The organism is Aurantibacter crassamenti, from assembly GCF_016811105.1.
In the GTDB taxonomy this organism is placed as follows: Bacteria; Bacteroidota; Bacteroidia; order Flavobacteriales; family Flavobacteriaceae; genus Aurantibacter_A; species Aurantibacter_A crassamenti.
Map to the genome: position 1 here is coordinate 1 of NZ_JAFBGM010000002.1, position 14,987 is coordinate 14,987.

Below are 14,987 nucleotides of genomic sequence, written 5' to 3' on the forward strand. Positions count from 1 at the left end.
TGCAAATTTTGAAACAAAAAAGCAGCAAAAGCATAAAGCCCTTGCTGCGCAGGATAACAATTTGATTACTCAACTTGTTTCCTAAATTTTAAAGAAAAAACTTGTTTTTTGACACAGTACCTATGGTTTCGTTGCGGAATCGTCCGTTAGGACATTCCGAGATAACCAAGCCATCATTGCAAGATAAGAATTTCCGTTTAGGAAATTCCGCCGCAATGAATTATAGCCGTTGTTGCCATTAGTTTTTTATTCCGTTTATAAAGTTTTCTAATTCAGTTTCGCTTAAAGTATTTTGTTCATCATCAACTATGTAAAATGTCAAAACGTAGTCTCCAAATTCCAAGTTCAAAATTCGTAAACGGGATAATAGTTCTGAATTATTACTTTTACTTCTATGAATAAACCAATAATTTTCCGAAATCGAGCCGTTGATACCATTAGTAACTACTCTTTTAACGTTTACTCTCCGATTGTTTCTCGACTCAACAAGATATTCCGCCCACATTAATTCATATTTCGTTATACTCCGAATGTTGAGATTTGAACTTCCTTTCAAAACGTAAACATTGTATAAATAACAGGCTATAATCGGTCGTTTGTTTTCTTTGTCCGATAGTGTGAAAATTGGTTCAAAAATAGCTTTTTCAAACCCTTCTCCGTCTTTTTTGCTTAATTCCGTATTCTCTGGAAACTGATAATCAGCAATCAATTCCTGAAACTTGGTTTTATCTACAACAATAAATTCATCAGAAAATTGAATTTCAACTCCTATTGGGTCAATTTCAATTCGATTGTTTGAAACTTTGACTCTAGGTTCAAAACTGTTTTTCCGATTTTTAATCTCTTTCGTTAGGTTCATTTCAAATTAATGGCAACAATAGGCTAAACGTACTATTACGTTTATTCCTCTTTTATCATTAGTAGGTGAATACTATTCTTCAGAAGAAACTTCACCAGATTTTGCCTTTCTATTTTTGCTCATCCGAAGATCAAAAAATTCTACCATTAATGAGAACGCAATAGCAAAATACAAGTAGCCTTTAGGTATAGTGCCTACTTCTTGGTTAAATACAACTAAGTGCCCAATGTGTGACGCTTCTGCAATGAGCATAAAACCTATTAAAATAAGAAAAGATAAGCCCAATATTTGTATTGAAGGGTGTTTGTTTACAAATTCACCAACAGGGTTGGCAAACAACATCATAATGATTACTGAAATAACCACAGCAACAATCATTAAAACCAAAGCATCATTCGGGTCTTCGGTTATACCATTGGTCATACCAATAGCAGTAAGTATTGAATCAAAAGAAAATACTATGTTGATGACCATTATTTGAATAATAGCCTTGTTCAATGTATTACTTCTAGATTTGGTTACCTCACGCTCATCATGGCCGCGATCTTCAACTTTTTCATGAATTTCTTTGGTACTCTTATAGAGTAGAAAAAGCCCACCTGCAAACAAAATCAGTGCTTGAATACTGATGCCACCTGAGATCCAACCGCTGTCAAAAACCCAAAATGGCTTACTTGCCGCAGTTAACCATGTGATACCAAATAAGAGTACAATACGCATGGCCATGGCTAAAACAAGTCCAATATTGGTTGCCTTCTTTCGATGATTTTCAGGTAACTTACCTGCAGCTATTGAAATAAATATAATATTATCAATACCCAGAACTATTTCTAAAAAAGTTAATGTTACTAGGGCAATCCACGCGTCAGGGTTGGCAAAAATCTCAAACATTGGTTAGTTGGTTTTAATGGCGGTTCCTTTAGATTTAGTTTTGTTGTTACCAACAATGCTAAACTCAAATGTATAAGAATTATCGGTGGTAGTCAATATTTTAATATGTACCGGCTTTTCTTCTGCCATGTTTTTAGGATTTATTTTCTTAACAATGTATTCGCAATCATTAATCCACCGAACAGTAGAACTATCTATTTTTCCTTCATAATATTCAATACTTAAATCATCATGTCGCGTAAAAACACCTGTTAGCGCAACACTATCAATCATGTAATCAAAAGTGAACTTTCCGTTTTTGTAATCCTTGCAATTTCTTTCGGGTTGATAACATGATGTAAAAACCAATAAAACCAGTATGCTGAGTGTGTATCGAATCATAGTGTAAAAATAATGAAAATTGCAGCTATTGTTTAGCTTCAGATTGAAACTTAATTAAGAATTTATAAAGTGCAATTCCATAAATTAGGGGCATAAGTTTATGATAAAAGTTTATCTCTGTACCTTTGTAGATATTATTAAAATGAGCATGCTAAACAAAGCGGAGTACGAAGCATTTAAAGTTAAATCGGTAACGGGGCGTTATGTAATTAATGATTCTATACTAGATTTTCTATCACAATTGAAAGCACCTTTTAAGGTAGAAACTATTGGAAAATCAGTTCAGAACAGAGCTATTAAAAGTGTAGAAATAGGTACGGGCGCCAATCGTATTTTTATGTGGTCTCAAATGCATGGCAATGAATCTACCACGACACGAGCAGTTTTAGATTTGCTAAATTATTTTGCTACAGGAGCTGAAGTTGTTCAGCAGCTACTTGAGAAGTGTACTATTAAAATTATTCCGATACTTAGCCCTGATGGGGCACAAGCATACACACGAATTAATGCAAATGCGGTAGATTTGAATCGTGATGCGCAAGATTTAACGCAGCCAGAGAGCATTGTATTGCATAATATATTTAAAGAATTCAAGCCACATTTCGCTTTCAATTTACACGGTCAACGTACTATTTTCAGTGTTGGTGCGACTAACATACCGGCTACAGTTTCTTTTTTATCACCCTCAGTTGATGCGACTAGAAAACTTACGAATACGAGACAAACGGCCATGCAGTTGATTGTGGCCATGAATGAAATGCTGCAGAAATTTATACCTAATGGGGTTGGGCGTTATGATGACGGTTTTAACTTGAATTGCGTTGGTGATACATTTCAAAGTCTAGATTGCCCAACAGTTTTGTTTGAAGCAGGCCATTATCCTAATGATTACGATAGGGAAGAGGTGCGCAGATTAATTTTTCTTTCATTAGTTACTGCGATTTCAACTATAAGTGATGCTTCTATTTCTAAATTCGATTTTGAAGATTACTTTGAAATACCTGAAAATGGCAAGCAATTTTTTGATATCCTCATAAAAAACAGCCACTTAATAAATTCAGAATTTGAGAAAAATACTTCGGTTGGAATTTTATTTAAAGAAGTACTGAACGCACGTAAAATAGAGTTTATTCCTACAATAGAACAGGTAGGTGAGCTATCAACTTTCTTCGGACATCAGACTTATGATTGTTGTAATGAGCAAGATTTTTTGAATTTGAAAAGCCAAGAACAAATTTATTCTTTACTTAACAATTATTTAAGATAATATTGCGAAAAACTCGTTTTGTTGCACTATGCGCATAAAAATGACGAATTAATTAAATTTTATTCCATATTTTACTATTTTTGCAAAAAATAATTCGATTATGGCCAAAGTAAAATTGGACGAAATAGATCACCAAATTCTCGATATGTTAATAGATAACACGAGAACTCCATTCACAGACATTGCAAAAAAACTTTTAATCTCGGCGGGTACAGTGCATGTACGTGTTAAGAAAATGGAAGAAGCAAATATAATTAAGGGCTCTTCATTGACCCTAGATTATATTCAACTAGGATATGCATTTATTGCTTATGTTGGAATTTTTCTTGAAAAAACACACCAAACTAAATTTGTTTTAGAGCGTTTAGAGCAAATACCAAATGTTACTGTGGCTCATATAACTACTGGTAAGTTTAATATCTTTTGTAAGATTAGAGCAAAAGATACAAATCATGCAAAAAATATCATTTTTAAAATAGATGATATTGATGGTATTAGTAGAACCGAAACTATGATTTCTTTAGAAGAAAGTATCAATGACAAAAAACGTCTGATGCATACAATCTTCAATGAATTGTAACAAAGTTTAATTATGAGAAAGTCTGAACTAGTTGTAGGTGACTACCATACTTTTTATCAGACTTATATTGACACTTTGGGCGATGATGAGCTTATAGATGTGCATCAGCGACAGTTTCAAAATTTTCCAAAATTCATAGAAAGTATTCCTGATGAAAAATTAGGTTATGCGTATGATCGGGGGAAATGGACCGTTGCTGAAGTACTTCTTCATGTAATAGATACTGAAAGAATATTTCAATATCGGGCCTTACGTTTTTCTAGAGGCGATAAAACACCATTACCAGGTTTTGAACAAGATGACTATGTGCCAAATTCTTTAGCAAACCGTCGTTCAAAAGAAAGTTTGATTGAAGAATATAAAGCAGTGCGTAAGTCAACTATTGCCTTATTCACTAGTTTAGACAGGCCTACATTAGAAATAAAAGGTGTAGCGAGCAATGCTGAAATGAGTGTAGCTGCAATGGGCTTTATTATTTCAGGGCATCAAAAACACCATAGAAATATACTTAGAGAACGATACCTGTAATGTATTAATCTAATTCAGTTTCTTCTTCAGATTCAGTTTCAGTGTTTGAATCATAATCCATATCCGAAGATTCAACCTCTTCTAAAACACGTGAAGAACTAGCTTCAAGCTCTCTTTCAATAGTATCATCAAAAGTTGAAATGAAATTCGCAAGACTTTTACTGATTTTTACTAGGTACAAAGTTTCACTAGTTTGAAGTTCAACGGCTTCTACATACTCACCATTTGCGTTTTGAAATGAGATAATGTCATCGTCACCATACCCATCTGGGTACGTTTCAATAAGCAATGCTGCTAATTCGTGGTCTAATTTTTTGTAATCAATAAGTTTACGTAACATAGTAGGTTTGTTTTGTACTGACTTTTAAATCAGTGGATTGGTATTATTTGGGATAAAAGAGACAAAGTCAATAATACTGCCTTAATCTCTAACTTAAAACTAAACTATACTTTTTTAGCTTTGGTCTGAGCAAAGAGTTGTCAATGGCAATATTTAGTATATGAAGTTAAAGAAGTTTGTAGTAAGCGAAAGCTTCATGAAACAAATCTGCATTAATTTTAATATCAATAGTGGCTTTACCAATACTTTCAAGTAGTACAAAATTGATGTTTCCGTGTGAATTCTTTTTATCAAATTTCAATAGAGACAGAATAACCTCAATATCTTCTTTTGAAAAGCTAACTTTCTCATAACGAGACATAAAAGCTTCAGAAATGTCATCTAAAGCCGCTTTTGATAATCCGGTTTGAGATGTAGACAAATAGGCCTCTAAAATCATACCTATGGCAATTGCCTCACCATGTAACAGTGTTTTTTTAGTATCATCTTCAAGAAAATGCGATTCTATTGCATGGCCTAAAGTGTGGCCGAAATTTAGAATTTTGCGTAAGTTTTGCTCCGTTGGATCCTGTAAAACAACATCATTCTTAATTTGAACAGAATCGTGTATAAGTTTTCCGATATCATTAAAATCTGAAACATTCTTCAATTCTTCCCAATAGGATGCACTTCGTATCAATCCATGTTTTAACATTTCAGCAAAACCGCTTTGTAATTGACATTCTTCTAATGTTTTCAAAAATCGTGGGTCTACTAAAACCATTTCTGGCTGAATAATTACACCTATTTGATTTTTTAAAACACCAAGGTCTACTCCGGTTTTACCACCTACAGAGGCATCAACCATTGCTAATAATGTTGTAGGTATATTGATGAAATTGATACCTCTCTTAAAAGTAGAAGCAACAAAGCCGCCCAAATCAGTTAAAACCCCACCACCTAAATTGATAAGTAAACTTTTACGATCAGCATCTAAATTGCTAAGGTCATTCCATACCTGTAAACATGTTTCTATGTTTTTGTGAATTTCACCTGAAACAATACGTAGAACTATATAATCGAATTCATTACGTATTTCTGTGTTAAATATTGGTAAACAATGTTTCTCAGTATTCTCATCAACTAAAACAAATATTTTGGAATACGAATTTGATGAAATATGTTTTCTTAGTTGATTAAAGGCTTCTTCATTAAAATGCACTGCAGAAGATTCGGTAACAATAGACTCCATCAATATTTAATTTTGATTGTTTCTGAGGATGTTTCTCTCGATATAAAGTGCAAAATAAAGGTAATTTATTAGCAAAAAAATATATTTTCTGTCTTTATCTTTAAGGTGTCAATAATATTTTAAAAATGGAGCAAATTTTTGAGAATACCGCAACAGCTTTCGCCCTAAAATCGGATTCTGAACTAGAGCGTGCTTATTTTTTGTTTAAGATGATAGCTAATGAACCCCTTGTAAAAATGGGCACTTTAGTTACCAACTTTGCTATAAAAGCACATTTGCCCGTTGAGGGATTAATACGAGCTACGGTTTTTGATCATTTTTGTGGAGGTGTTACCGAAGAAGATTGTTTGCCCATAGTTGATAAATTGTGGTCTAAAGGCGTACATTCTGTATTAGATTATTCTGTGGAAGGAAAAGAAATTGAAGACCCTTTAGACAATGCCTTGCACACCATTCTAAATATTATTGATTTTGTGAAGGAAAAAGAGGCAATACCCTTCGCTGTTTTTAAACCTAGTGCTTACGGAAGAACTTCATTATTTAAAAAGGTAAATGCCAATGAAAAACTTACCAATGATGAGGAAGCTGAATGGAAACGTGTCATTAATCGTTTAGAGAAAACATGCAAGAAGGCCTATGATCTAAATGTTTGTCTGTTAGTTGATGCTGAAGAAAGCTGGATTCAAGATGCAGCCGATACTTTGATAGAACGTATGATGAAGAAATATAATAAAGAAAGAGCCATTGTATACAACACCTTACAAATGTACCGGTGGGATCGTTTAGATTATCTTAAAGATTTACATGTACGAGCAAAAGAACATAATTTTAAAATAGGAGTGAAGGTGGTACGTGGCGCGTATATGGAAAAAGAAAGAGAACGTGCTGAAAGAAAGGGGTATGCAAGTCCGATTTGTAAGGATAAAAAAACAACAGACCATAATTATAATACTGCCATTAGCTACAGCATTAAGAACTTAGATTATATATCAATTTTTGCAGGTACTCATAATGAAGAAAGTTGTTATCAACTAATGCAGTTGATGCAAACGCATGGCATTGCCAAGGAAGATGCACGGGTAGGTTTTGGTCAGCTTTATGGTATGAGTGACCACATTTCTTTCAATCTTTCAAATGCTGGTTACAATGTCTCTAAATACCTTCCATTTGGGCCAGTACGTGATGTAATGCCGTATTTAATTCGTCGTGCTGAAGAAAATACCTCGGTGGCTGGGCAAACATCAAGAGAACTTGATTTGCTCAAAAAAGAACGGAAACGTAGAAAAATTTAAAAAAATAGGGGTGAGCAAGTATTTCTTAATTATTGAATAGATTCAATAATTATTTTTTCAGTGCAATTTTTTACGGTCAGTGTTTTTTGAACCCCGTCTATTGAATTTTCAATAAGATATCTTTTGCAAGGTTTTGTTTTGGTTTCGCTCTTTCCGAAATTAATCTCACCTTCTCTAAAAAACTGTTTTATTTGAAGAGTATCTATTTCGTTATTTTGAATCATAGCCGATAATTCATCAGAGTAATTTACCGATTTAGACCGCATGTCTTTTAATGCTCTGCAATTGGGAAAATAACAAAACTCAACTCCAGTTTCATCAGCCTTTTTCCGTAAGAATATAGAAAGGAAAATCAATCCTATTGATAATCCGAAGAGGTAAAACCCCAAACGTTTTATGAATGCCATTTTAAAAAATCAAAAAATTGATGTCACTGTATTTAAGGTCGTACCAATCACCAACAGCTTTACTAGTTAAAATACCGTGATACATATAAAGTCCGTTTCTAAGTCCCTTATCAAAACGAATTGAATTTTCCAATCCACCTTCTTCTCCCAGCTTGAGTAAATACGGTGTGAAAATGTTACTAATAGAAATTGAAGCTGTTTTAGGGTATCTAGAAGGTATGTTGGGCACTGCATAATGAACCACACCAAATTTTTCAATCGTCGGTTTATTATGAGATGTTACTTCACTAGTTTCAAAGCAACCGCCCATATCAATACTAACATCAATAATAACCGCTCCCTTTTTCATGTTTTCAACCATTGTGCTTGATACAACCACTGGTGAACGGTCATGACCTCTGATGGCTCCGATAGCAACATCACAACGTTTTAAGGCCTTCATTAAATTTTTTGGTTGAAGCGTAGATGTGTATACAGTCTGTTTTAAATTGGTTTGAATATTCCGCAACTTTGTTATTGAATTATCAAAAACCTTAACATTAGCACCAAGACCAATTGCGGATCGTGAAGCAAATTCACCTACAGTACCTGCACCAATTATAACGACCTCTACAGGTGGTACACCACTAATATTACCAAACATCAATCCGTTGCCATCATTGGTAGTAGCCATTAACTCAGCAGCAATAAGTACAGAAGAAATTCCAGCTATTTCACTTAGTGAACGCACGGCAGGAAATTTTCCGTCTTCATCTCTAATGTATTCAAACGCAATAGCCGTAACTCTCTTTTTAGCTAATTCTTCAAAATATTCTTTGCATTGCGTTTTTATCTGCAAAGCTGAAATAACCACAGCCTGCGGATTCATTAATGCAATTTCAGCAATTGAAGGCGGCTCTACTTTTAAAATTAACGGACAAGAAAAAACTTTCTTGGTATCATTGGTGACTTCTGCACCAGCTTCGGTATAATCTTTATTCGAAAAATTTGCGCCTTCGCCAGCACCTTTTTCAACTAAAACACGATGTCCATTACAAGTAATCGCATTTACAGCATCAGGCGTGAGACAAACACGTCGTTCTTTATTATGATTTTCTTTGGGAATACCAATGAATAATTCACCTTTCTGTTTTAATACTTCAAGCATTTCTTCTTGAGGAAGCAATTGCTGCTTGCTAAAAGGTGAGCTGGGCTGGTTCATATAAACTGTTTTCAGTACCTAAGAATGGTCATTAACAAATTTACAATAATTAATGAGAGTATGTTTTATAAATTGTTCTGAAACTGTTGAAACCATGCTTCAATTCTACGTGTGCTTAATTTTCTATTAATTATTTCGAACAATGTATTATTTTTTAATTTCTCTAATTCCTCATCCGTAGTAGGTTTGTAACTTTTTTTCTCTTTCAGCATTTTCAGTTCTGCTTCCATAGCGTCTAAATCAATACCATTGACATATTTATCAATTAAACGCAAACGTATATAATACACAAACGGAATAACTAAAGCACATACCGGTAATAACCAAAAAATATTCTGTGTATCAACGTAATTATCTTCTGAAAATACAGCCTCAAATAACTGAAAGGCATACATGGCAATGGGTATTATTAGAATATGATACCACCAACTTTTTGAAGAAAAAAACCAAATTAAGAGTAAAATTAACGGAATAATTTTACCTGAGAGAAACCATATATAGGTAGACACATCGGCAAAACCATTACTACCAATATTCAAACCAAATATAGAAATTGTGGCATCTGGCTCTTTGGGTAAATAATCATATACTTTATACAAAAAAGGTGTTATTGCAATAAAGAATACAAAAATTGATTCTATAAGAATTTTCTTACTAGCACTAATTTTATCTGAATTATTCGACATCTCCGTTCATCTTGTGAATTTCTAACGATTTAGTCAGAAAAAAAGTATAAAAAAAAGCAATGAAACATTGCTTTTTAAGATATTCTAGAGAAGTTTAATACTGCTCGTAAGGTTAATTTCCAGGTTTTGGCTTCACCTTATCCTTACGAATTCCAACTTCATAAACTTCATCGTCTTGTGCAGAAGTATTTGGTTCACACGAAACAGCAACTAATGTTAGACACGCTAACATGCCAAAAATAATTTTTTTTGCATTCATTTTCAATACGTTTAATAGAACTCGTGGATACAAAAAAGTAGATAAGAGTTCAAGATTAATTTAGGGTTCTCACTTATTTCAAAAGTAGAAAAAAAAGGACTACAAAAAAGCGGTTTTCCTGTTAAAATACAGCTGAAGACAAAGAATAATCAATTTTAAGGTGTAGAAATAGACGTGTACATCAGAAAAAACAGTAAATCATAAGTAAATGCCCTTAAATCAGACACATTCTTAATTGCAAAATATTACTGTAATTCTATATTTCGAGTTACATCATCAATGATATCAATAGTAATATTTGTGGATTCATCTGGTAAATAAGAATTTATTTTTTCTGGCCATTCAATAAAAATCCATACATCTTGACTTAGGTAATCTTCAAAACCTAAATCTAAAGCCTCTGTTTCATCTTTTAATCGGTAAAAATCAAAATGGTAACCTAACAATTCACCATCTTCTTTGTGGTATTCATTTACAATTCCGAAAGTAGGGCTGTTCGCTACAGTGCCACCGCCCAATTCTTTAACAAGTGACTTTATTAATGTTGTTTTACCGGCACCCATTTCTGCATAAAAACAAAGAGTTTTAAATGCTGAATTTTGAATAATGCCTTTGGCAACGCTATCGATTTGATCTAAAGAATATAATAGCTGCATTGATTAAATCATTAATAATTAAACATAGAAAGAAAAAAATTATCAATATAATGCTATTAGCTAGCAATGATATATTTTCTCGAATATTGAACAAATTTAGCTATTCTATTTACAAATTAAATACAGAAAATTAATTGCATTGTGCTTAATAAGCACCAAGATTTTTTTCACACAAGTAGTAAGCCATATAGATATGCTTTAGCTTTAAAATAATCTTTTAGTATTGTTCTAAAAGCTATCCGTAAAATTAAGTATACTATTAAATCATAGGATTTCTTAACTTTAAGTATTTTAGATTTAATTGGTGAAACCAGTTTTATAATTTTAATTTCTTTACAAAGTATTCTATAATGAAATTTAAACTGCAATTTGTAACTTATTTTATTACAATTTTCTTAGTATGTTTTGTGATGGGTTGTATTTACAATAAAGGATTTTATTTTGACTTAATATATTCGCTTATAATTCCATTAATCACTGCTGGTTTGGTATATTATTTTGTTAAAATTCTTAAAAAATAGTATCAATTTTGAATACTTCTAAATATTCTTTGAATAAGTATTCACCTGTTCTTTTTTTTAGTATTGATTATATACGGTTATACGATTGCAGAATATATATCTAAAATACTTGGAGCTAGTACGTTTACCAAATCCTTTCATGATTTAGATTCATTGCGCTTATGAAGCGCAATTTTAATTGCACCAGTGTTGGAAGAAATTGCATATGATATAAATAAGCAAAAATCTTTTTTATTTAAACTAAAATGAACATAATAAGTCGATTGAATACTGTTGAAGATAAAAGATGGCTCTTATTATTTTATTTTATTGTAGCTCAAATTTTACTTTTTTCAAACAGTATGTTATTTGAATTTTTAGTCTCTCAATTCGATTTGAATACAGGTTTTGAAGATGAACAATTATTCAAATCAAGTCAAGAAAAATATACAATGGCACTAGTTTATGGTCCCATTATTGAAACACTGATTTTTAATATGTTTTTAAATGAAATAATTTGTAAATTTTTAAACAAGTATGCAACGATAATTATTTCTTCATTAGTGTTCGCAGCAATTCATTTTTATAGTCTTTATTATGTATTTTTTGCATTTATTGGGGGTGTAGTTTTAAATACTTTATATTTTTATTGTAAAATCAATTGGTCAATGTATCTGGCATTTTTTGTGACTTGGTTATTACATTTTAATCACAACCTGATAGGAATTATACTCAACAAATGAAAAAAGACACTGTAGTCACAATACTCATAGTAGTAGCAATATTAGGCACATTCTTAAATCTTAATTTCGACAACTTCTTTGACTGGAAGGAAAATGGATTATATTTGGTGCTATTATTCGCGTTATTGTTGATTCTGTTTTTGTCCAGAAAAAAATAATTTTTTTTGAATTCTTTTGTGAATAGAAGTTAAATTATTGCATATCCGTAATTATTCCAAATTCATGGAATAATCCTTTTTTTAAATAAATATTAAAGACTTAGATATGGATATTTATTTAGGATCTAAAACTACAAAAGGAATAATCATTTCTTCTAAAGAAACACCACCATGTTGATAGGTATTACGATAATAACTTACATAGTGATTGTAATTATTAGGATAAGCGAAAAACAAATCATTTTTAGCAAAAATATAAGAACTACTCATATTTATACTCGGTAAGTGAATTGATTTTGGGTCTCTTGCAGCAAGAACATCTTTATCGTCAAAGGTTAAGCTACGCCCTGTTTTATAACGTAAATTAAGACTCGTTTCTTTGTCTCCAATTACTTTTGAAGGATGTTTTACATTAATAGTACCGTGATCTGTGGTAATAATTAATTTCATGCCCATTTGCTGTGCTTGTTGAATAATTTCAAGCAATGGTGAATTTTTAAACCAACTTTGAGTCAATGAACGATATGCTTTATCATTAGAAGCTAGTTCTTTTATAACTTCCATTTCAGTTTTTGAATGCGAAAGCATATCCACAAAATTATAGACAATAGCAGTTAGGTCATTGTCTTTTTGAGACTTGAAATTTTGCGATAAATGTTTCCCTTGTTTTAAGCTACTTATTTTGTGGTATTCCCATTTAATGTCTAAACCAAGGCGCTCAATTTGTGCACCCAAAAATTTATCTTCAAACAGATTTTTACCGCCTTCATCCGTATCATTTTTCCACCACTCCGGATGTCTTTTTTCCATGCCAAGTGGCGTTAGACCAGAGAAAATTGCATTTCTCGCATATTGAGTTGCCGTCGGCAAAATACTGTAATACGAGGTTTCTTTAATTTTTTTATAAAAGTTAGTTACGGTTTCTTCAAAAGCAAACCATTGGTCATATCTTAAATTGTCTACAACAATTAATAGCGTAGGTGTTTTTTTTAGTTCAGGAGCTATCCAATTCTTAAATAACGTATGAGACATAACAGGGCCATCATGACCGTCAAACCAATCAGCATAGTGTTTGTCTACAAACTTTCCGAATTGTGCATTGGCTTCCACTTTTTGCGATTCCAATATTTCAAACATCCCGCTATCTTCAATTTCTTCTAATTGCAACTCCCAATAAATAAGCTTTTTATAAAGTTGAGCCCATTCTTCAAAATTATTTACCATAGAAAGGTCCATGGCAATTTTTCGAAACTCTTGTTGATAGTTTGATGTAGTTTTTTCAGAAACCAATCGCGAATGATCCAGGTTCTTTTTTAAGGATAATAATATTTGATTTGGGTTTACAGGCTTAATCAGATAGTCTGCAATCTTAGAACCTATTGCATCTTCCATAATAGACTCTTCCTCGTTTTTCGTAATCATTACTACCGGAATAGAAGAATCCATCAATTTTATTTCACTCAAAGTTTCTAAGCCTGAAATGCCGGGCATATTTTCATCAAGAAAAACAATATCCACTTTATTATCAGCAAGAATTTCTAAAGCTTCTTGTCCGCTAGGGCAGGTAATGCAATCATAGTTTTTTCCTTTTAAAAAAAGGATATGAGGCTTTAGCAAGTCAATTTCATCGTCAACCCAAAGTATAGTAATCTTGTTCATTTAGTAAGTATATTTGCTGTAAAAAGCAATCATATTTTGGCGAAATACAATAAGTTCAAATCCGCACGTTCTGGCGGGCAAGTTTTCAATGATCCAATTTACGGATTTATTCGAATACCCAATGATCTCATTTATGACCTAATCGATGACCCGTATTTTCAACGTTTGCGAAGAATTTCGCAAATGGGCCTTTCATATTTGGTATTTCCTGGGGCACACCACACGCGTTTTCATCATGCTTTAGGTTGTATGTATTTAATGCAAACTACCATACAAGCCCTTCGTTTTAAGCAGATTGAAATAACAGAAGATGAAGAAACTGGTTTATTATGTGCCATATTGCTTCATGATATTGGCCACGGACCGTTTTCACATACCATGGAACATAGTATAGTTGAGGGTGTAAATCATGAGCATATTTCGTTGTTATTTATGGAGAAACTCAATAAACGGTTTAACGGAAGTTTAACTACCGCTATTCAAATTTTCAAAAAAGAGCACCCAAAAACGTTTTTGAATCAACTTGTTTCTAGTCAGTTAGATATTGATAGGTTAGATTATTTAAAACGTGATAGTTTCTATACAGGTGTAGCCGAGGGTAATATTAACGCAGAGCGATTAATCACCATGTTAAATGTGGTTGATGATAAATTGGTAGTTGAAGAAAAGGGAATTTATTCAGTTGAAAAATTTTTAATGGCTCGCCGATTTATGTATTGGCAAGTCTATCTACATAAAACATCATTAGCTGCAGAGCAATTATTAATTCGAATTTTTACACGTGCAAAAGAACTGACAAAATCTGGATTGGAATTACAATGCAGTGAGCCCTTACGTTTCTTTCTAAAAAATTCAATTGGTAAGGCCGAGTTTAATACAGAAGTTTTAGAATCATTTGCATTGCTTGATGATGTTGATATTATTTCAGCTTTAAAATATTGGCGCAATCATTCAGATTTTGTGTTGTCTGAACTTTGCGCAATAATAATTGATAGAAAGTTGCCTAAAGTGACTATTTCAGATCATCCAAAACCAATTGATGAAATTGATAAAATATTAAATGGTTTTGCTAAAGCAAACAACCTTAGCAAAGAAGAAGCTGCTTATTTTGTTTTTGAAGGTCAAATTAGCAATCGTGCTTATGACTTAGATGAGCAAAGAATTAATATTTCTAAAAAACAAGGAGACATAATAGATGTTACAGACACATTAGATAAGATGAATTTAGAAGCGCTATCAAAAGCAGTTGTTAAATATTATTTTTGCTATCCAAAGAGCCAGCTTAAAACAAACTAAGTCAGGTTATTATAAATTGCTGCAAGATGAATCTTACAATGTTGATTTAACAT

General features: G+C 32.4%; 17 protein-coding genes. 6 read left to right on the forward strand and 11 right to left on the reverse strand.

From position 1 onward, the window contains the following. Positions 1 to 238 precede the first annotated feature (238 nt). The 3 genes from JQC67_RS12525 to JQC67_RS12535 all read right to left on the reverse strand — a co-directional run bounded on the left by JQC67_RS12525 (position 239) and on the right by JQC67_RS12535 (position 2,131). Entirely contained in the window at positions 239 to 859 is a 621-nt protein-coding gene (locus tag JQC67_RS12525; RefSeq protein ID WP_203253266.1) for a hypothetical protein, read from the reverse strand. A 72-nt stretch (positions 860 to 931) separates the two neighbouring features. Then, complete coding sequence (locus JQC67_RS12530) at positions 932 to 1,750, reverse strand: TerC family protein (RefSeq protein ID WP_203253267.1); 819 nt, start codon at positions 1,748 to 1,750, stop codon at positions 932 to 934. 3 nt (positions 1,751 to 1,753) lie between these two features. Then, complete coding sequence (locus JQC67_RS12535) at positions 1,754 to 2,131, reverse strand: DNA topoisomerase IV (protein ID WP_203253268.1); 378 nt, start codon at positions 2,129 to 2,131, stop codon at positions 1,754 to 1,756. A 142-nt stretch (positions 2,132 to 2,273) separates the two neighbouring features. Between JQC67_RS12535 and JQC67_RS12540 the strand changes: the two genes are divergently transcribed. From JQC67_RS12540 to JQC67_RS12550, 3 genes are all read left to right on the forward strand, one after another. Next, the gene (locus tag JQC67_RS12540) at positions 2,274 to 3,398 is read left to right on the forward strand and encodes a M14 family metallopeptidase (RefSeq protein WP_238934743.1); all 1,125 of its coding nucleotides are present in this window, start codon (positions 2,274 to 2,276) and stop codon (positions 3,396 to 3,398) included. Positions 3,399 to 3,498: 100 nt separating this feature from the next. Next, the gene (locus JQC67_RS12545) at positions 3,499 to 3,978 is read left to right on the forward strand and encodes an Lrp/AsnC family transcriptional regulator (RefSeq protein WP_203253269.1); all 480 of its coding nucleotides are present in this window, start codon (positions 3,499 to 3,501) and stop codon (positions 3,976 to 3,978) included. Positions 3,979 to 3,990: 12 nt separating this feature from the next. Next, entirely contained in the window at positions 3,991 to 4,506 is a 516-nt protein-coding gene (locus JQC67_RS12550; RefSeq protein ID WP_203253270.1) for a DinB family protein, read from the forward strand. A gap of 4 nt (positions 4,507 to 4,510) precedes the next feature. Here JQC67_RS12550 and JQC67_RS12555 read toward each other — a convergent pair whose 3' ends face one another. Both JQC67_RS12555 and aroB read right to left on the reverse strand, forming a co-directional pair. Next, positions 4,511 to 4,846, reverse strand: a complete 336-nt coding sequence (locus tag JQC67_RS12555; protein ID WP_203253271.1) for a hypothetical protein — start codon at positions 4,844 to 4,846, stop codon at positions 4,511 to 4,513. Between the two features lie 166 nt (positions 4,847 to 5,012). Next, on the reverse strand, positions 5,013 to 6,077 hold the full coding sequence (gene aroB / locus JQC67_RS12560) for a 3-dehydroquinate synthase (protein ID WP_203253272.1): 1,065 nt from the start codon (positions 6,075 to 6,077) through the stop codon (positions 5,013 to 5,015). Between the two features lie 125 nt (positions 6,078 to 6,202). Between aroB and JQC67_RS12565 the strand changes: the two genes are divergently transcribed. Next, a complete protein-coding gene (locus tag JQC67_RS12565) occupies positions 6,203 to 7,369 on the forward strand; it encodes a proline dehydrogenase family protein (protein ID WP_203253273.1) in 1,167 nt (388 codons plus the stop codon). Positions 7,370 to 7,398: 29 nt separating this feature from the next. Here JQC67_RS12565 and JQC67_RS12570 read toward each other — a convergent pair whose 3' ends face one another. The 5 genes from JQC67_RS12570 to tsaE all read right to left on the reverse strand — a co-directional run bounded on the left by JQC67_RS12570 (position 7,399) and on the right by tsaE (position 10,578). Then, positions 7,399 to 7,776, reverse strand: a complete 378-nt coding sequence (locus JQC67_RS12570; protein ID WP_203253274.1) for a DUF4258 domain-containing protein — start codon at positions 7,774 to 7,776, stop codon at positions 7,399 to 7,401. A gap of 1 nt (position 7,777) precedes the next feature. Then, positions 7,778 to 8,977, reverse strand: a complete 1,200-nt coding sequence (locus tag JQC67_RS12575; RefSeq protein ID WP_203253275.1) for an alanine dehydrogenase — start codon at positions 8,975 to 8,977, stop codon at positions 7,778 to 7,780. 65 nt (positions 8,978 to 9,042) lie between these two features. Further along, positions 9,043 to 9,663 (reverse strand): hypothetical protein, encoded by a 621-nt coding sequence (locus tag JQC67_RS12580; RefSeq protein WP_203253276.1) that lies wholly within the window; start codon positions 9,661 to 9,663, stop codon positions 9,043 to 9,045. A gap of 112 nt (positions 9,664 to 9,775) precedes the next feature. Beyond that, positions 9,776 to 9,922, reverse strand: coding sequence for a hypothetical protein (locus JQC67_RS12585; RefSeq protein ID WP_203253277.1), 147 nt, complete (start codon positions 9,920 to 9,922; stop codon positions 9,776 to 9,778). 245 nt (positions 9,923 to 10,167) lie between these two features. Next, on the reverse strand, positions 10,168 to 10,578 hold the full coding sequence (tsaE, locus tag JQC67_RS12590; protein WP_203253278.1) for a tRNA (adenosine(37)-N6)-threonylcarbamoyltransferase complex ATPase subunit type 1 TsaE: 411 nt from the start codon (positions 10,576 to 10,578) through the stop codon (positions 10,168 to 10,170). 952 nt (positions 10,579 to 11,530) lie between these two features. On the opposite strand from tsaE, the gene JQC67_RS19235 reads away from it, so the two are divergent. After that, the gene (locus tag JQC67_RS19235; RefSeq protein WP_394369470.1) at positions 11,531 to 11,821 is read left to right on the forward strand and encodes a CPBP family glutamic-type intramembrane protease; all 291 of its coding nucleotides are present in this window, start codon (positions 11,531 to 11,533) and stop codon (positions 11,819 to 11,821) included. A 272-nt stretch (positions 11,822 to 12,093) separates the two neighbouring features. Here JQC67_RS19235 and porX read toward each other — a convergent pair whose 3' ends face one another. Beyond that, the gene (gene porX, locus JQC67_RS12600) at positions 12,094 to 13,638 is read right to left on the reverse strand and encodes a T9SS response regulator signal transducer PorX (protein ID WP_203253280.1); all 1,545 of its coding nucleotides are present in this window, start codon (positions 13,636 to 13,638) and stop codon (positions 12,094 to 12,096) included. A 36-nt stretch (positions 13,639 to 13,674) separates the two neighbouring features. On the opposite strand from porX, the gene JQC67_RS12605 reads away from it, so the two are divergent. Continuing rightward, positions 13,675 to 14,934 carry an HD domain-containing protein gene (locus JQC67_RS12605; RefSeq protein ID WP_203253281.1) on the forward strand — a complete coding sequence of 420 codons (1,260 nt, stop codon included), beginning with the start codon at positions 13,675 to 13,677 and terminating at the stop codon, positions 14,932 to 14,934. Positions 14,935 to 14,987 lie beyond the last annotated feature (53 nt).